Source organism: Streptomyces sp. NPDC059524 (assembly GCF_042749255.1).
Taxonomy (GTDB): Bacteria; Actinomycetota; Actinomycetes; order Streptomycetales; family Streptomycetaceae; genus Streptomyces; species Streptomyces xanthii.
This window is the reverse complement of record NZ_JBHYTK010000045.1, coordinates 2261-19587: the sequence shown is the minus strand read 5'-3', so window position 1 is coordinate 19587 and position 17327 is coordinate 2261. Positions and strand designations below refer to the sequence as shown.

Genomic DNA, 17327 nt, shown 5'->3' with positions numbered 1-17327 from the left:
GAGGTCGGCCCACGACCATGCACGTCACGCATCTGTCGCTGGCCGACTTCCGCTCGTACGCCCGGGCCGAGGTGGCGCTCGAACCGGGCGTCACCGCGTTCGTGGGGCCCAACGGCCAGGGCAAGACGAACCTGGTGGAGGCCGTCGGCTACCTCGCCAACCTCGGCAGTCACCGAGTTTCCTCCGACGCGCCGCTCGTCCGCATGGGCGCCGAGCGCGCTGTCATCAGGGCCCAGGTGCGCCAGGGCGACCGCCAGCAGCTCGTCGAGCTGGAGCTGAACCCCGGCAAGGCCAATCGCGCCCGCATCAACAGGTCCTCGCAGGTCAGGCCGCGGGATGTGCTCGGCATCGTGCGCACCGTCCTGTTCGCGCCGGAGGACCTCGCGCTCGTCAAGGGCGACCCCGGCGAGCGGCGCCGCTTCCTGGACGAGCTGATCACGGCCCGCTCGCCCCGCATGGCCGGCGTGCGCTCCGACTACGACCGCGTCCTCAAGCAGCGCAACACGCTCCTGAAGTCCGCCGCCCTGGCCCGCCGGCACGGCGGCCGCACCATGGACCTGTCCACGCTCGACGTGTGGGACCAGCACCTCGCGCGCGCGGGCGCGGAGCTGCTCGCCCAGCGCCTCGACCTGATCGCGACGCTGGAGCCGCTGGCCGACAAGGCCTACGAGCAGCTGGCGCCCGGCGGCGGCCCGCTCGCCCTGGAGTACAAGCCGTCCTCGCCCGAGCTCGTCGGCCACGCGCGCGAGGAGCTCTACGAGCAGCTGCTCACCGCCCTGGAAGGCGCCCGCAAGCAGGAGATCGAGCGCGGTGTGACCCTGGTGGGCCCGCACCGCGACGAGCTGCTCCTCAAGCTCGGCCGGCTGCCCGCGAAGGGCTACGCGAGTCACGGCGAGTCCTGGTCGTACGCGCTGGCGCTGCGCCTGGCCTCGTACGACCTGCTGCGGGCGGAGGGGAACGAGCCGGTGCTCGTCCTCGACGACGTGTTCGCCGAGCTCGACGCGCGCCGCCGGGAGCGCCTCGCGGAGCTGGTGGCGCCCGGCGAGCAGGTCCTCGTGACGGCCGCCGTCGACGACGACGTGCCGGACGTCCTGACCGGCACCCGGTACGCGGTGTCCGAGGGGACCGTGGAGCGGCTGTGAGCGACCAGACGTCCGGCTCGGAGAAGCCCGGCCCCGAGTCGAAGCCGGCGCCTGAGCCGTCCGGTGTCGACCTCGCGCGCGTGGCCCTGCGCGCGGCGAAAGAGGCCGCACGCGCGCGTGGAGCTTCCGCGCAGCAGAAGAAGCAGGTCCGCCGCGGTGGCGGCCTGCGTTCCGGTGCGCGCGCCGACGGTCGGGACCCGATGGGCCTCGGTGCGGCCATCAACCGGCTGATCACCGAGCGCGGCTGGGAGACGCCGGCCGCGGTGGGCGGCGTCATGGGCCGCTGGCCGCAGATCGTCGGCGAGGACCTCGCCAAGCACTGCGTGCCGCAGAAGTACGACGAGGACGAGTGCGTCCTGGTCGTGCAGTGCGATTCGACGGCCTGGGCGACGCAGGTCCGCATGCTGGCTCCGCAGCTGGTCAGAAGGCTGAACGAGGATCTGGGCCACGGCACCGTGCGCCGTATCGACATCAAGAACCCCGGCTCGGGACCCCGTCGCTACGGGCCTTTGCGCGCCCCTGGAAGCACCGGTCACGACGACACCTACGGGTGACAGGTCGGCCACGGTTGCTGGGGGTTGACACCCCGAAGCGCTGAGTGCCGCTGTGAGCCTCTTGGAGCCCCGCTCCGCATAGGGGGAGTCGGCCGAGACCGGTTGAGGGCGGCACATGCGGACTCAGGTACCGGCAAACCCCCATCACTGTCAGTGCTACCGGTACACTGGAGAGCAATCCCGCCCCACTTGTGGGACGCACCGAGCAACGCTGACAGGGCTTACCGAACAAACACGCCGCAGCCGCTCCGGCCACCAACCGGGAGCTTGGCTTGTGCTGTGCCAGAAAGGGCGCTTCGTGGCCGATTCCGGCAACCCCAACGAGAACATCCCGACCACCGACGATGACGCGCGCGCGAACGTAGGAGCGACAGACGCCTCCTACGACGCGAGCGCGATCACCGTCCTCGAAGGGCTGGACGCGGTCCGCAAGCGACCTGGCATGTACATCGGCTCGACCGGTGAGCGTGGTCTGCACCACATGGTGCAGGAGGTCGTGGACAACTCCGTCGACGAGGCGCTGGCCGGTCACGCGGACACGATCGACGTCACGATCCTTCCTGACGGCGGCGTCCGCGTCATCGACAACGGCCGCGGCATCCCCGTCGGCATCATCCCCTCCGAGGGGAAGCCGGCCGTCGAGGTCGTCCTGACCGTCCTGCACGCGGGCGGCAAGTTCGGCGGCGGCGGCTACGCCGTCTCCGGTGGTCTGCACGGCGTCGGTGTCTCCGTCGTCAACGCGCTGTCCACGCGCGTGTCCGTCGAGATCAAGACCGACGGCCACCGCTGGACCCAGGACTACAAGATGGGCGTCCCGACCGCGCCCCTCGCGCAGCACGAGGCCACCGACGAGACCGGCACCTCGGTCACGTTCTGGGCCGACGGCGACATCTTCGAGACCACCGAGTACTCCTTCGAGACGCTCTCGCGGCGCTTCCAGGAGATGGCCTTCCTCAACAAGGGCCTGACGATCAAGCTCACCGACGAGCGCGAGTCCGCCAAGGCCACGGCCGGCGCGGACGCCAAGGAGGCGACGGACGACACCGCCTTCGAGCCGCGCTCGGTGACGTACCACTACGAAGGCGGCATCGTCGACTTCGTGAAGTACCTCAACTCGCGCAAGGGCGAGCCGGTACACCCCTCCGTGATCGACATCGAGGCCGAGGACAAGGAAAAGCTCCTGTCCGTCGAGGTCGCGATGCAGTGGAACAGCAGCTACAGCGAGGGCGTCTACTCCTTCGCGAACACGATCCACACGCATGAGGGCGGCACCCACGAAGAGGGCTTCCGCTCCGCGCTGACCGCGCTCATCAACAAGTACGCGCGCGAGAAGAAGCTGCTCCGCGAGAAGGACGACAACCTCACGGGTGACGACATCCGCGAGGGTCTGACGGCGATCATCTCGGTCAAGCTCGGCGAGCCGCAGTTCGAGGGCCAGACGAAGACCAAGCTGGGCAACACCGAGGCGAAGACGTTCGTCCAGAAGGTCGTCCACGAGCACCTGAACGACTGGCTCGACCGGAACCCGAACGAGGCCGCGGACATCATCCGCAAGTCGATCCAGGCGGCCACCGCGCGCGTGGCGGCCCGCAAGGCGCGCGACCTGACCCGCCGCAAGGGCCTGCTCGAGTCCGCCTCGCTGCCGGGCAAGCTCTCCGACTGCCAGTCGAACGACCCCACCAAGTGCGAGATCTTCATCGTCGAGGGTGACTCCGCCGGTGGCTCGGCCAAGTCCGGCCGCAACCCGCAGTACCAGGCCATCCTGCCCATCCGAGGCAAGATCCTGAACGTCGAGAAGGCGCGGATCGACAAGATCCTGCAGAACCAGGAGATCCAGGCACTGATCTCCGCCTTCGGCACCGGAGTCCACGAGGACTTCGACATCGAGAAGCTGCGCTATCACAAGATCATCCTGATGGCGGACGCCGACGTCGACGGCCAGCACATCAACACGCTGCTGCTGACGTTCCTGTTCCGCTTCATGCGCCCGCTCGTCGAGGCCGGTCACGTCTTCCTGTCGCGCCCGCCGCTCTACAAGATCAAGTGGGGCCGGGACGACTTCGAGTACGCGTACTCGGACCGTGAGCGTGACGCGCTGATCGAGCTGGGCAAGCAGGCCGGCAAGCGCATCCGCGACGACTCGGTCCAGCGCTTCAAGGGTCTCGGTGAGATGAACGCCGAGGAGCTGCGCATCACGACCATGGACCAGGAGCACCGCGTCCTCGGCCAGGTCACGCTCGACGACGCCGCCCAGGCCGACGACCTGTTCTCGGTCCTCATGGGTGAGGACGTCGAGGCACGCCGCTCGTTCATCCAGCGCAATGCCAAGGACGTCCGCTTCCTCGACATCTGAGTCGGTCTCAGCTGACCGCCGCAGAAAGGATCTTCACCAGCAATGGCCGACGAGAACACTCCCAGCACTCCCGAAGAGGGCCAGGGCGAGGTCGCGATGCGCATCGAGCCCGTCGGGCTCGAGACGGAGATGCAGCGCTCCTACCTCGACTACGCGATGTCCGTCATCGTGTCCCGCGCGCTGCCCGACGTACGTGACGGCCTCAAGCCCGTCCACCGCCGCGTCCTGTACGCCATGTACGACGGCGGCTACCGGCCCGAGAAGGGCTTCTACAAGTGCGCCCGCGTCGTCGGTGACGTCATGGGTAACTACCACCCCCACGGCGACTCCTCGATCTACGACGCCCTGGTGCGCCTCGCCCAGCCGTGGTCGATGCGCATGCCGCTGGTCGACTCCAACGGAAACTTCGGCTCTCCGGGCAACGACCCGGCGGCCGCCATGCGCTACACCGAGTGCAAGATGGCGCCGCTGTCCATGGAGATGGTCCGTGACATCGACGAGGAGACCGTCGACTTCACGGACAACTACGACGGCCGCTCCCAGGAGCCGACCGTCCTGCCGGCCCGCTTCCCGAACCTGCTGATCAACGGCTCCGCCGGTATCGCGGTCGGCATGGCCACCAACATCCCGCCGCACAACCTGCGCGAGGTCGCCGCCGGCGCCCAGTGGTACCTGGAGAACCCGGAGGCCTCGCACGAGGAGCTCCTGGACGCCCTCATCGAGCGCATCAAGGGCCCCGACTTCCCGACCGGCGCCCTCGTGGTGGGCCGCAAGGGCATCGAGGAGGCGTACCGCACCGGCCGCGGCTCCATCACGATGCGCGCGGTCGTCGAGGTCGAGGAGATCCAGAACCGCCAGTGCCTGGTGGTCACCGAGCTTCCCTACCAGGTCAACCCGGACAACCTCGCCCAGAAGATCGCCGACCTCGTCAAGGACGGCAAGATCGGCGGCATCGCCGACGTCCGCGACGAGACGTCGTCCCGTACGGGCCAGCGCCTGGTCATCGTCCTCAAGCGGGACGCGGTCGCCAAGGTCGTCCTGAACAACCTGTACAAGCACACCGACCTGCAGACGAACTTCGGCGCCAACATGCTGGCGCTCGTCGACGGCGTGCCGCGCACCCTCTCCCTGGACGCGTTCATCCGCCACTGGGTGACGCACCAGATCGAGGTCATCGTCCGCCGGACGAAGTTCCGCCTGCGCAAGGCCGAGGAGCGCGCACACATCCTGCGCGGCCTCCTGAAGGCCCTGGACGCCATCGACGAGGTCATCGCCCTCATCCGGCGCAGCGACACCGTGGAAGTGGCGCGAGAGGGCCTCATGGGCCTCCTGGAGATCGACGAGATCCAGGCCAACGCCATCCTCGAGATGCAGCTGCGCCGTCTGGCCGCCCTGGAGCGCCAGAAGATCGTCCAGGAGCACGACGAGCTCCAGGCGAAGATCAACGAGTACAACGCGATCCTGGCCTCGCCCGAGCGGCAGCGCCAGATCATCAGCGAAGAGCTGCAGCAGATCGTCGACAAGTTCGGCGACGACCGCCGCACCAAGCTGGTGCCCTTCGAAGGCGACATGTCCATCGAGGACCTCATCGCCGAGGAAGACATCGTCGTCACCATCACGCGCGGCGGCTACGTCAAGCGCACCAAGACCGACGACTACCGCTCCCAGAAGCGCGGCGGCAAGGGCGTGCGCGGCACGAAGCTCAAGGAAGACGACATCGTCGACCACTTCTTCGTGTCCACGACGCACCACTGGCTGCTCTTCTTCACCAACAAGGGACGCGTCTACCGCGCGAAGGCCTACGAGCTGCCCGACGCCGGCCGCGACGCCCGCGGTCAGCACGTGGCGAACCTGCTGGCCTTCCAGCCGGACGAGGCCATCGCCGAGATCCTCGCGATCCGCGACTACGAGGCGGCGCCGTACCTGGTCCTCGCGACCAAGGCCGGCCTCGTCAAGAAGACGCCTCTGAAGGACTACGACTCGCCCCGCTCCGGCGGCGTCATCGCGATCAACCTGCGTGAGGCGGCGGACGGTTCGGACGACGAGCTGATCGGCGCCGAGCTGGTCTCGTCCGAGGACGACCTGCTGCTCATCAGCAAGAAGGCGCAGTCCATCCGGTTCACCGCGACGGACGACGCACTGCGCCCGATGGGCCGTGCGACCTCGGGTGTGAAGGGCATGAGTTTCCGCGAGGGCGACGAACTGCTCTCGATGAATGTCGTCCGGCCGGGTACGTTCGTCTTCACCGCCACCGACGGTGGGTACGCGAAGCGCACCAACGTCGACGAATACCGTGTCCAGGGTCGCGGTGGCCTCGGAATCAAGGCCGCCAAGATCGTGGAGGACCGTGGTTCTCTCGTCGGCGCCCTGGTGGTCGAGGAGACCGACGAGATCCTCGCCATCACCCTGTCCGGCGGTGTGATTCGTACGCGAGTCAACGAGGTCAGGGAGACGGGCCGTGACACCATGGGCGTCCAGCTGATCAACCTGGGCAAGCGCGATGCCGTCGTCGGCATCGCACGTAATGCCGAGGCCGGTCGCGAGGCCGAGGAAGTCGACGGCGACGTCCCGCAGGACGGGGACGACGTCGTGACCGACGAATCGACCTCGGACGAGACGGCCTCCGGAACGACGGACGAGGGCGGGCAGTCCTCGGCCGAGTAGCGCGAGGAGTGAGTCATCGTGAGCGGAGCCACGGGCGCGGGCTCTACCGGGACATCCACCGGTACGGAAACCGAGGGCGGCCGTGGCTCCGCTCATGATGCGAAAGACTCGCCCGAGTCTCATGGATCCCAGGGGGGAACTGTGACGGACACCCGAGGTCCGCAGACCCAGAGTTACGCGGACGGCGGCAGCGCCCTGCCCGGGGAGCGTCAGCAGCCCCAGCAGGCCGGCCAGCCGTACCACCCGCCGCAGGCGTACCAGAACGCGCCTGCCGGGGGCGTGCGGCGCCCGCGCACCGGCGCCCGTACGACGCCGCGCACGCGCAAGGCGCGGCTGCGCGTCGCCAAGGCCGACCCGTGGTCGGTGATGAAGGTCAGCTTCCTGCTGTCCATCGCCCTCGGCATCTGCACGATCATCGCGGCCGCGGTGCTGTGGATGGTCATGGACGCCATGGGCGTCTTCTCGACGGTCGGCGGCACGATCTCCGAGGCCACGGGCTCAAACGAGTCCAACGGCTTCGACCTGCAGTCGTTCCTGTCGCTGCCGCGCGTGCTGATGTTCACGACGGTCATCGCGGTCATCGACGTCGTCCTGGCGACGGCGCTCGCGACGCTCGGCGCGTTCATCTACAACCTCTCCGCCGGCTTCGTCGGCGGCATCGAGCTCACACTCGCCGAGGACGAGTGAGCACGGTTCACGCCTTCGCGTAGCCGCTGGTGGGCGGGCCGGGACTATCGATTTTGGGACTGGCCCCCCTGTGCGCTAATCTTCAGGAGTCAGCGCGCGGGACACACACCGCAGAGCGCGGCGGGGCTATAGCTCAGTTGGTTAGAGCGCATCCCTGATAAGGATGAGGCCACAGGTTCAAATCCTGTTAGCCCCACAGCACGAGGACCCTCAAGCGGAAACGCTTGGGGGTCTTTTGCTTTTCCGTACGGGCGTTGCCGGCGCTCGGCCCGAGCATGCGTAATGGGCCCTCTCAGCCGGGAGTGATGGCTGGGGCCTCGTCTGTGCGCTGTGCTGCGTTGTCCTGTCCTGTCCTGTCCTGTCCTGTCCTGGACTGAACTGGGCTGGGCTGCGCTGCTGCTCTTCGGTTGTGGGGCCTGGCCATCGGGGGCCTGGCTGTCCAGTCCGGGCCTGGGGGCCTTGGGGGCCTGGGTCCGGGGGGCCGGGTCTGGATGTGGATGCCTGGGTGCGGCACCGTTGTCCGGCTTGTGTGCGTACAAGGGCAGGGCTGTGCCGGGCGCGCGCGTACGAGCGCTCTGGCTGCTCTGTGCACGGCCTTGCCGGCCCGTTCCCGTGGAGTCCTGGGCGGAGTCCCGGTGTGGGGCGTGGGCGTGAGCCTGTGCGGCCTTGTGCGGCCCTGTGCTGCTCTTCGCCGCTGGGTGTGCCAGCGGGGTTGTGCGTCTTCTTCTGAGTCTGAGTGCAGCGATGCTGCGGTCCTGCGCGTACAGCAGTGCTGCGGGTGCAGTGGCGCATTGGTGCTGCGGTACTGCGAGCGCTGTGGCTGCTGGGAGTGCTGCGTGTAGTTCGCTACGTCGTTCGTTACTGCTGGCCTTGCTGGTCGTGCCCGTACTGCTGGTGGTGCTGGTCGTGCATGGACTGCCGTTCCTGCTGTTGCTGCGGGTCTTGCTGTCTGTGCTGGTGTTGCTGTTTGTTCTGGTTCTGCGGTGGGGCCTGTGGGCCCTGTGTCTTATGGGCTACGGCGCCGGCGGCAGGTCCGGCGTGGCCAGTTCGGCTTCCGCGTCGCGCTGGTCGATGTCGGCCGGCGGGCGGTGGCGGCAGCTGGGGGAGGAACCGTGGGCCTCGGCGCGGATGCGCTGCTTCATCGTCGGTGGCAGGGACCTCTTGAAGGCCCAGTAGGGAGCCGATGCGGCCGCGGGAGCGGGGTCGGCCTGCGACGCCGGAGCCTGCACCTCCTCCGACTGCTGGACGGGAGCGGCCGCGGCGGCCGGGGAGACGAGACCGAGCGCCGAGAAGAGCGCGATGAAGGCAGAGATGACGATGGTCCACAGCGTCATGACCTTGTTCTTGGTCATGGCCCCTCACTTTCAGGTTGGGCGATTTGCGTACTTTCCCAATGATGTGTACGCGGGGTCTGAAGTGAGGGAGCGACGCCCGTGGCGCGTCGATCTTCAGATGAACACCACTCGGATGGGTGCAAGTGACCTGATCTGGCCGCATTTGAGGCGGATTTCCCGGCCTGGGGGTGATCGACGGGCGATTCGCGGAGCTGTGGACTCCGGATCTACTGCTGTGATCAGGGCGGGAGTTGATGCTCATCCAGGTCACCGATCGGTATCGGTCGGTGTGTATAGTCGGGCGCCAGAGGTCCCCTACGTCAAGGAAAGACGAGGTCGCGCGGTGAAGAAGCTTCTCCTGGTCGCACTGGCCGCCATCGGCGGGCTCCTCGTGTACCGCCAGATCCAGGCGGATCGCGCCGAGCAGGATCTGTGGACGGAGGCGACTGACTCCGTGCCCGCAGGTTCGTGAGTCTTCGACAACAGACTCTTCACAGGCCCCGGTCGCAGCAGCGGCCGGGGCTTTGTGTTGCCCGGAGGCGGTTCGTCTCGTGTTGCGGGCGGCGCGCGACGGCGGTATTCACGGGTGTGACGCCTCCGCTTGCGCGAGCAAAGTGGTGTTGCTGTGGCGGGATTGCTCCGCTGGGCGGACAGTGCGCGGCCGGGAACGGCAGGATGGCCGTCCATGAGGGGACTCGTGAGGCGGCCGGGGCTGAAGAGGCCGTCGAGGCCGTACGGGCTGGGTGGCCTGGCGCTGCACAGGCGGGCTGTCGCGTTGGCCGCCGTACTCGGTGTCTGCGTGGTGCCGGCGCTGCCAGGCGTCGCAGTGGCCGCTGCGGGGGCCGAGGCCCCGTATGTGTACGCCCAGGGCGCCCGGAAGATCGGCGCGGCTGCGAACAGTGCGGATGCGCAGCGGCTCACGGCAGGTGAGACGTACCGGAGCACGCTCGGTACGGGCGCGAGCGGCGTCTCCTACTACCGCGTCGAGCTGGACGGTGCCGCCGACGCGTACGCCTCCGTCGTCGCGGTACCGCCGCTCGGCTCGTCGGTGAAGGTGGCCTACGCCGACGGGATCACCGTCTCGCTGCAGGACAGCAAGGGGAATCGCTGCGACTCCGCACGTGCCGGGTTCCGGTCCGGGGCCTATCCGCGGCCGATCGCCGCGGCAGCCGGGCGTCTCGTGCGGCCGGGTGGACTGCGCTGCCAGTCGGCGGGGACGTACTACGTGGTGGTGGAGCGGGCCTCCGCGGCCGCTTCGACGCGGGAGAAGTGGGGACTGGAGCTGCGCGTCGCCACCGAGCCGGGCCTGGTCACACCGGGCCCGAGCACGGGTCCGACGGCCTGGCCGTCCGGGACCTCGTCCGCGGGCGCGGGGTCGGGGCCTGGCCGGCGGCGCGTGGGCGGGACCGGGTTCAACGACGCGAAGGCGCTGGACGACGGCGTGTGGACGGACCGGATCGGGCCGGGACAGAGCCACTTCTACCGCGTGCCCGTGGACTGGGGGCAGCAGCTCTCCGTCGATGCCGAGCTGGGCAGTTCGGCGGGGGATGCGGGGCGCAGAGGGACCGTGACGGGCGCGCTGGAGGTGGAGCTGTTCAATCCGGCCCGGGCGCAGGTCGCGGCGGAACAGGCCGTGTACGCGGGCGATCCGACCTCGGCCGGGTTCGATCCGCTGCCTCCCGTCGCCTACGAGAACCGGCGGCTCGTGCCCGACGACCAGGCGGCGATGCGGCTGGCCGGCTGGTACTACGTCGAGGTCACGCTCAACCCGGCGATGGCGCGGAAGTTCGGTGACAAGGCGTCCGACGTGACGCTGAAGGTGGGGGTGGAGGGGGAGCCGGGGCGGGCCCCGGACTATGTGCGGGACCCGGGGGAGTTCCAGGTGACGGCGGAGGACCGGGCGGCGGCACAGCGGGGCGACGGCGGCGCGGAGTGGGCGGACGTCGGTGTGGACGGCGGCGGGGCTGATGCCGGTGCCGATACAGGAGGGGAGCGGTCCGGGGGCGGGTCTGCCGTGCCTACGGCCGCGGCCGGATCGGGGCGTGGTGACGGTGCCGGGAAGGCCGGGGCCGGCGCGGCGGCCGCTTCGGCGGAGGAGCGGCCGATGATGCGGGTGTTGGGCTTCGCGGGCGTGGGGACCGGGGCTGCGCTGGTGCTGTGGCTGGGGATCTGGCGGGTGGTCGCGGTGCGGAGCGTACGAGCACGAGGCTGAGCCCCTCGCTCATGCCTGGGTGAGGGCCCAGATCCCTACGGCGAAGCAGAGCGCGGCGACGAGAAGGACGGGGATCGCCACGGCGGGCGGCGGCCCCGGCCTGCGCTGCGGGGCGTCCTGATGTTCCTGGGGCTGTGGGTGGGGCCGAGGCCGAGGTTGGTGCGGGGGGCGAGGTCGGGGCTGAAGAGGTTCGGGCTGGAGCTGTGGAACCTCTTGGGCGCGAGCGGTGTACAGAGAGTGACGGCCTTCTTCGTCCGGGACCACGGTGGTCACCGCAGGGGCCGGCTGAGGGGAGCGGTCGTGGAAGGTCTCGGTGTGCGGTGGGGGCGTCGTCGGATCCAGTGGACGGAATCCCGTGCCGGCGGGCTCGGGTTTCAGCTCGGGCGCCGGCTCGGCGGCGCTGAGAGGCGCGCCGACGGAGGGGGAGAGCACCGGCATCGGCGGCACCGGTGGTGGAGGTGGTGGGAGCGGCTCGTCGCGGGGCGACGGGGGCGGGAGATGGAAGCTGCCCGTCTCCGACATCAGGGGCTGACCCGATGTGGAGTCGGACCCGAACCTGGAGTCGGACCCGGACCCGGACCCGGAACTGGACCTGAGAGCGGGCGCGGAATCCGGTTCCGGTTCCGGTTCTGGCTCGGGTTCCGGGCTCGGGTTCGGCTTCGGTACGGAGTGCAGGGGCGCGGGCTGGTGCGGGAGCGGCGGCGGTACTGGGGGTGGGGGTACGACGAGAGCGGGAGGTACGAGAGGAGCGGCGGGCATGACGGGGGCCGTGGGGGCGGCCGGAGTGGTCGGCGCGGAGGTGGAGGCCTCGCGCAGGTCGTCGCTCGCCTGAGGCCGTACGGGGCCTCCCGCGGCGTTCAGGGGGCGGGCTCTGCGCCCGCGGACGGCCGGCCCGTCGGGGCTGAACCCCGGGGGGAGCGGGCCGAGTTGGTCGAAGACCTCGATGAGCTCGTCGTCGGGGCCGGGCTCGGGCAGGAGCTCGGCGGCCGCGAGCAGCGCCTTGCGCGCCCCGGTGGCCGTGCGGAAGCGGGCCTCGGGATCGGGCTGGAGCAGCCCGGCCAGGACGCCCCACAGAGGGCCCGGCACTCCACGCGGAGCGCTGGGCGTGCCACGCTCGGCGAAGTGCTCGATCAGGGCCTGAGCGTCGGGCTTGGCTCCTTCGAGGAGGTAGAGGGCGACGAGCCCCACAGCGAAGAGGTCCGCGGGGAAGTCCGGTTCGGCGCCGAGTGCCTGCTCGGGGGCGAACCAGCCGGGCGTTCCGACCACGTAGTCGGCCTCGGTCAGCCGTGGCTCGCCCTTGCGCATGGCGATGCCGAAGTCCGACAGGCGCAGATGGGGCAGGCCGGTGCCGGTCGCCTCGAGCAGGATGTTGGCGGGTTTGATGTCACGGTGGACCACGCCCTCCGCGTGCACGGCGGTGACGCCGGCCAGGAGCTGGTCGAGGAGCACGCAGACGAACTCGGGCGGCAGGGGGCCGTAGTCGGCGACCAGATGGGCGAGCGAGCCGCCCGCGACCAGATCCATGGTGAACAGGACCTTGTCGTCGTCCGCGGCCCAGCTCGCCGGGGCCAGGACGTTCGGATGGTCGATGCGCAGGGCCTGCTCGCGCACGAAGCGGAGCAGCGTGTGGGCGTCGCTCTGCTGCAGGACCTTGGCCGCGACGTAGCGCCGGCGCCGGTGGTCCCAGGCGCGCCAGACCGCGCCCACTCCCCCGCGGCCGATCGGGTCGGCCAGTTCGTACCGGCCGGCGAAGACCTCACCCATGGTCGTGCGTCGCTCCCCTCCCGGGGCCGTGCGGGGCACGGGCCCTTCGGACGTCACGTACGGTCCTCCGGTCCGCCGCGCGACCGCCGCCGGGGCGGGCGGTCACGGGGCGGCGGCCGGCGTCGGGCTCGCCCGGGGTCAGCTCTGGTGCGACTGGTAGTGGGCGACCGCGTCGGCGGTGCGTCCGGCGCCGTAGACCCGGAGGAACTCTGCCAGTTCCGGGTGGGTCGGGGCGAGGGAGTCGGCGGCCTCGATGATGTCGCCGGCGGCGGACACGGAGCGCAGCAGCGACTGGATCTCACGCACCACGCGCTTGACCGTCGGGGCACCCGAACTGGACGTGGCCTGACCGGCGTTGCTGAGCACCGAACCCCCCTGGGACTTCTTGATCTCTTCCATGCGCTCGGTGGCCTCGACCGCGCTCACGCTGCCGTCCGCGACCTGCCCCGCCAGGTCCTGCAGCAGCTGCACCCGCTGGACCACAGCGGGGTTGCCGATCTTGGCGCGCTGGCCGCTCATCAGCTGGGAGAGCATGGGTGCGGACAGTCCGAGCACGCCCGCGAGACGGGCCTGGTTCAGGCCGAGGTCCTCTATCAGCCGACGGAAGAGCGCCCCCAGCGGCTCCCCGTACCAGTTGCGCTGGAGCTCCCGTGCTCTCGCGGTAGCTTCCTGCTGTGCGGCGTCCATTGCGTCTCCCCATCGCTTCCCCAAGTACGGCGCTTCGCTGCCGCGAAGCACGTGGGGCATCTTACGGAGAGTGGTCGCCCGCCGGGACCCCCAATCCTTTTGCGGTATCCGGGGGGTGACCCGGTACTCTGGTCTGCGATGCCCGCCCGGAGCGCGAATCTTCCGGTGCGGTGCGTTGTTTTCGGGGCCTTAGCTCAGTTGGTAGAGCGCTGTCTTTGCATGGCAGATGTCAGGGGTTCGACTCCCCTAGGCTCCACTCGCATATACCCCTCTGATCTGCGGAAACGCGATCAGGGGGGTCTTTTTGCGTCCCGATCCCCCGTGCCGGCGTGCGGTCGCGGTCGTACGGACAGGCGGCTTCGTGAGCCCGCGGGCTCGGGGCCGGCGGTGTTTGCTGCCCCTGCTGATTCCGTGGTGCCCCCCGTACCCGTGCCGAGGGGGCGGTCCTCCCGTTCCAGGTGCGGTCATGGCCGGTGGCGGTCGGCGGAATCCGTTGTCCGTGACCCGGCGCAGCCGCGAGGCTCGATCACGTGATCAGCAATCTGGTTGGAGAAGACCTCCGTCCCCCGCTCGTCCGGTCCTTCGCGCAGCTCGCGTCGCTGGATCCGGACCGGCCCGTCGTCACCCTGTTCAGCGGTGGCCTGGACAGCTCGTACCTGCTGCTGCGGCTGCGGCGGATGGGCGTCCGTGAGATCCACGCGGTGAGCATCGACATCGGCGAGGACGAGTCCTGCACCTACAAGCGCCAGGTGGCCGAGGCGCTCGGCGCCCGGATCCACATCCTCGACCGGCGGGAGGAGTTCGCCGCCCGGCACGTGGCACCCGCCATCGCCGCACAGGCCGTCTACCTGGGCATCCATCCGGTGAGCTCCAGCCTCAGCCGCCCGCTCATCGCCCAGGCCGCGGTCGACCTCGCCCGTGCCATCGGCGCGCAGGCCGTACTGCACACCGCCAACCGCTCGCAGAACACGCTGCGCCGTCTCAACGGGGCGCTGGGGTTGCTCGGCTATGAGGGTGCCTTCGGCAGCCCGTACGACCTGGACCCGGTCACCCGGGAGCAGAAGCTGGCCGAGCTGGGCGAAGCGGGTGTCGGGCTGCTGGCCGGGCGCATCGTCAGCGGCGACTCCAATCTGTGGTGCCGGGAGTTCGAGTCGGGCATCCTCGACGATCCCGAGCTGCACGAGGTGCCGGAGGAGATGTACACGTGGAGCAGGCCCACCGCCGCTCCTGGTGAGACCGAGCGCCTGACCGTGGCGTTCGAGCACGGCCTGCCGGTCGCCGTCGACGGCGTTCCCCTCGGGCTGACCGAGATGATCGACCAGCTCAACCGGCGCGTCGGTGCGTACGGCCTCGGCCGCTACTCGGGCCTCGAGCACCTCGACCACGGCGAGAAGGTTCTGGAGATCCGGGAGATGCCGGCCGCCTGGCTGCTCCTGAACACCTACCGGCACGTCGAGAGCGCCTGCCTGGATGCCGAACTCATCCGGGAGAAGCGGCACTTGGAGCAGGTGTGGACCCGGGAGGTCCTGGAGGGCCGCTGGTTCGGCGAACTGCGGCTGTCCGTCCAGGCGTTCATCGACAGCTGCGCCGCCCGCACCACGGGGTCCGTGACCTGGCAGCTGCGCACCGGGGGAGCCGACACCCGGTCCATCAGCGCCCGCAGACCGCTCTACCTGCGCGACCGCGAGCTGTGGGAGGAGCACACGATCGCCGCCGAGTCCGCGCCGTTCGCCCCACAGCCGACGCTGCTCGCCACCGTCTGACCCGGCAGACCGGACCGACGCCACCCCGCACTTCCTCTGGAGCACCTCATGGCCACCGCCATCGCCCACCCCGTCGCCACCCACCCCGTCACCGGCGAGGCCGTCGAGGCCCTGGCCGGCCCCGGTGGGCACCTGATCCCCGCCGCCGACTTCTCCGCGCTCGTCGGCGCGGACCCGGCCGAGTGGAACCGCTTCGCCCGGCACTGGGACGAGCTGACCCTCGACACCCACATGGCCGACGGCGGCACCTACCGCCACCGCCGCTACGGACAGTTCGACCTCGACCCGGCCGCCGCGGAAATCACGCTCCTGCCGCACGCGCCGTACCGCCAGGAGACCGACGTCAACCCGCTCAACGGGGGCGTCGAGCGCGTCTTCGACCCGCTGACCGAGTCCTTCGCCACTGACCCGCTGCTGCGCTCGGTCCTGGTCGAACTCGGCCGGATCTTCAGCGCGGTCGACGGCACCACCGCGTGGAACGTGAAGCTCCACCCGTACCGCATCGCCGCGTCCGCCGACCAGACCGGTCAGCCCGCGCCCGAGGGGCGGCACCGCGACGGCGTCACCTTCATCACCTCGCTGATGATCGGCCGAACCAACGTGACCGGAGGGGAGAGCGGTGTGTACACCGACGAGGGCGAACACCTCATGACCACTACGCTGTCCCGGCCCGGCGACATCCTGCTCGGCGACGACCGCCGCACGCTGCACTCGGTGACCCCGGTACAGCCGCGCAACCCCGGCCTCGCCGCGCACCGCGACGTCCTGGTGATCGCCTACACCGCGCGCTGACGCGTACTCCCTCCCCCTACGCCCGCCTTCCCGAGCCACCCGAGGAGCCCCATGCCCGCCACCGCGCCCCGCCGTGCCTGGCTGACCGACCTGCCCGTCCTGCTGGTCGCGGTGGTCTGGGGTTCCAGCTATCTGGCCGCGAAGGAGGTCACCACCGCCCAGACCGTGCTCGCCGTTCTGGTCCTGCGCTTCGCGGTCGTCCTGCCCGCGCTCGTCGTCGTCGGCCGGCGCAAGTTGCGCGCCATGGACCGCACACAGATACGCGGAGCCGGGACCCTCGGCCTCATCCTCGCCGGGATCTTCCTCCTGGAGACGTACGGCGTCGTGCAGACCTCGGCGACCAACGCCGGGCTCATCATCAGCCTCACCATGATCCTCACACCGATCGCGGAGAGCAGGCTGCGGGGCACCCCGCTGCCCCGATCGTTCGTCGCGGCGGCCGCGCTCTCGGTGCTCGGCGTGGTGCTCCTCACCCAGGGCGCCGGCTTCACCGAGCCGTCCCTCGGCGACCTGCTGATGCTGGGCGCCGCGGTCGCCAGGACCGTGCACGTCCTCGCGATGTCCCGGATGAAGTCCGCGCAGGGTGCTGACTCCCTGTCCATGACCACGGTCCAGCTCTCCTCCGCGGTCCTGGTGTTCGCCCTGCTCAGCGCGGTGCCCGGCACCGGCACCGCGCCCTGGACGGCCGCCGCGGACCTCAGCGCGGCGGGCTGGCTGGGGTTGCTCTACCTGTCCGCCTTCTGCACCCTGTTCGCCTTCTTCGTGCAGATGTGGGCCGTGCGGCGCACCTCCCCGTCCCGGGTCAGCCTGCTGCTCGGCACCGAGCCGGTGTGGGCCGCGGTCGTCGGCATCACGCTCGCCGGCGACCGGCCGGGGTGGCTCGGACTCGCGGGCGCCGTCCTCGTCCTCGTCGGTACGACGTGGGGCCGCACGGCGGCCGAGCCCGCACCGAAGGAGGAGCCCGAAGAGCCTGCTGCGGCGGCAACGGCGGCCGCTGCGCAGACCACCGCCGGGACCGCACCGCTGCCCGAGAGCGCCCTCGGATCAGTCGTCGAGCCAGCCGGAGCGGACGGCACACACCCCGGCCTGGAACCGGCTCGCCGCTCCTAGCCGTTCGGACAGCTCGGCGACGAGGCGGCGGACCGTGCGTTCGGACAGGCCCAGCTTGCGGGCCATCGCCTCGTCCGTGAGGCCGCCCGCCAGCATCCGCAGCAGTTCGCGGTGGCGGCCCGACGGCAGCCAGCCGCTCCCGTCGTCCGGCCGGTCCGGCTCGTCATGGGCGTGGGGGGGCCCCCCCCCCCCGCCCCCCCCGGGGGACTAATATAAACCGGACCACCCCCCCGCGGGGGCGCGCCCCGCGAGCGCGGGCCCGCGA

The 17327-nt window shown here is 70.3% G+C and carries 14 protein-coding genes and 2 tRNA genes; 12 read left to right on the top strand and 4 right to left on the bottom strand.

The window, feature by feature from the left end:
- The first annotated feature begins 17 nt into the window (after window positions 1-17).
- The 6 genes from recF to ACFW9D_RS15425 all read left to right on the top strand — a co-directional run bounded on the left by recF (window position 18) and on the right by ACFW9D_RS15425 (window position 7596).
- On the top strand, window positions 18-1142 hold the full coding sequence (gene recF / locus ACFW9D_RS15450; protein ID WP_384622126.1) for a DNA replication/repair protein RecF: 1125 nt from the start codon (window positions 18-20) through the stop codon (window positions 1140-1142).
- Window positions 1139-1696, top strand: a complete 558-nt coding sequence (locus ACFW9D_RS15445) for a DUF721 domain-containing protein (protein WP_188337972.1) — start codon at window positions 1139-1141, stop codon at window positions 1694-1696. The genes recF and ACFW9D_RS15445 overlap by 4 nt, the downstream gene beginning before the upstream one ends.
- 274 nt (window positions 1697-1970) lie before the next feature.
- Entirely contained in the window at window positions 1971-4049 is a 2079-nt protein-coding gene (gyrB, locus tag ACFW9D_RS15440) for a DNA topoisomerase (ATP-hydrolyzing) subunit B (RefSeq protein ID WP_188337973.1), read from the top strand.
- A gap of 42 nt (window positions 4050-4091) precedes the next feature.
- Window positions 4092-6713, top strand: coding sequence for a DNA gyrase subunit A (gene gyrA, locus ACFW9D_RS15435; RefSeq protein ID WP_188337974.1), 2622 nt, complete (start codon window positions 4092-4094; stop codon window positions 6711-6713).
- Window positions 6714-6731: 18 nt separating this feature from the next.
- Window positions 6732-7400: a DUF3566 domain-containing protein gene (locus tag ACFW9D_RS15430; RefSeq protein ID WP_188337975.1), complete on the top strand. Its 669-nt coding sequence runs from the start codon at window positions 6732-6734 to the stop codon at window positions 7398-7400.
- Window positions 7401-7522: 122 nt separating this feature from the next.
- Window positions 7523-7596, top strand: a tRNA-Ile gene (locus tag ACFW9D_RS15425).
- A gap of 817 nt (window positions 7597-8413) precedes the next feature.
- On the opposite strand, the gene ACFW9D_RS15420 is transcribed toward ACFW9D_RS15425, so the two are convergent.
- Window positions 8414-8752 (bottom strand): DUF6344 domain-containing protein, encoded by a 339-nt coding sequence (locus ACFW9D_RS15420; protein ID WP_384622121.1) that lies wholly within the window; start codon window positions 8750-8752, stop codon window positions 8414-8416.
- A gap of 325 nt (window positions 8753-9077) precedes the next feature.
- On the opposite strand from ACFW9D_RS15420, the gene ACFW9D_RS15415 reads away from it, so the two are divergent.
- Complete coding sequence (locus ACFW9D_RS15415; protein WP_010467770.1) at window positions 9078-9206, top strand: DLW-39 family protein; 129 nt, start codon at window positions 9078-9080, stop codon at window positions 9204-9206.
- A 354-nt stretch (window positions 9207-9560) separates the two neighbouring features.
- Complete coding sequence (locus ACFW9D_RS15410) at window positions 9561-10946, top strand: hypothetical protein (protein WP_384622119.1); 1386 nt, start codon at window positions 9561-9563, stop codon at window positions 10944-10946.
- A 9-nt stretch (window positions 10947-10955) separates the two neighbouring features.
- Here ACFW9D_RS15410 and ACFW9D_RS15405 read toward each other — a convergent pair whose 3' ends face one another.
- On the bottom strand, window positions 10956-12710 hold the full coding sequence (locus ACFW9D_RS15405) for a serine/threonine-protein kinase (protein ID WP_384622116.1): 1755 nt from the start codon (window positions 12708-12710) through the stop codon (window positions 10956-10958).
- 138 nt (window positions 12711-12848) lie between these two features.
- Complete coding sequence (locus ACFW9D_RS15400) at window positions 12849-13397, bottom strand: DNA-binding protein (RefSeq protein WP_188337979.1); 549 nt, start codon at window positions 13395-13397, stop codon at window positions 12849-12851.
- 183 nt (window positions 13398-13580) lie between these two features.
- Between ACFW9D_RS15400 and ACFW9D_RS15395 the strand changes: the two genes are divergently transcribed.
- The 4 genes from ACFW9D_RS15395 to ACFW9D_RS15380 all read left to right on the top strand — a co-directional run bounded on the left by ACFW9D_RS15395 (window position 13581) and on the right by ACFW9D_RS15380 (window position 17062).
- Window positions 13581-13653 (top strand) — tRNA-Ala (locus tag ACFW9D_RS15395).
- A 274-nt stretch (window positions 13654-13927) separates the two neighbouring features.
- Window positions 13928-15160 (top strand): argininosuccinate synthase-related protein, encoded by a 1233-nt coding sequence (locus ACFW9D_RS15390; RefSeq protein WP_188337980.1) that lies wholly within the window; start codon window positions 13928-13930, stop codon window positions 15158-15160.
- 48 nt (window positions 15161-15208) lie between these two features.
- A complete protein-coding gene (locus ACFW9D_RS15385; RefSeq protein ID WP_384622113.1) occupies window positions 15209-15952 on the top strand; it encodes a 2OG-Fe dioxygenase family protein in 744 nt (247 codons plus the stop codon).
- A 51-nt stretch (window positions 15953-16003) separates the two neighbouring features.
- Window positions 16004-17062 (top strand): DMT family transporter, encoded by a 1059-nt coding sequence (locus tag ACFW9D_RS15380; protein WP_384622110.1) that lies wholly within the window; start codon window positions 16004-16006, stop codon window positions 17060-17062.
- Here ACFW9D_RS15380 and ACFW9D_RS15375 read toward each other — a convergent pair.
- Window positions 16997-17158, bottom strand: coding sequence for a LuxR C-terminal-related transcriptional regulator (locus ACFW9D_RS15375; protein WP_384622108.1), 162 nt, complete (start codon window positions 17156-17158; stop codon window positions 16997-16999). The genes ACFW9D_RS15380 and ACFW9D_RS15375 overlap by 66 nt on opposite strands.
- Window positions 17159-17327: the final 169 nt, after the last annotated feature.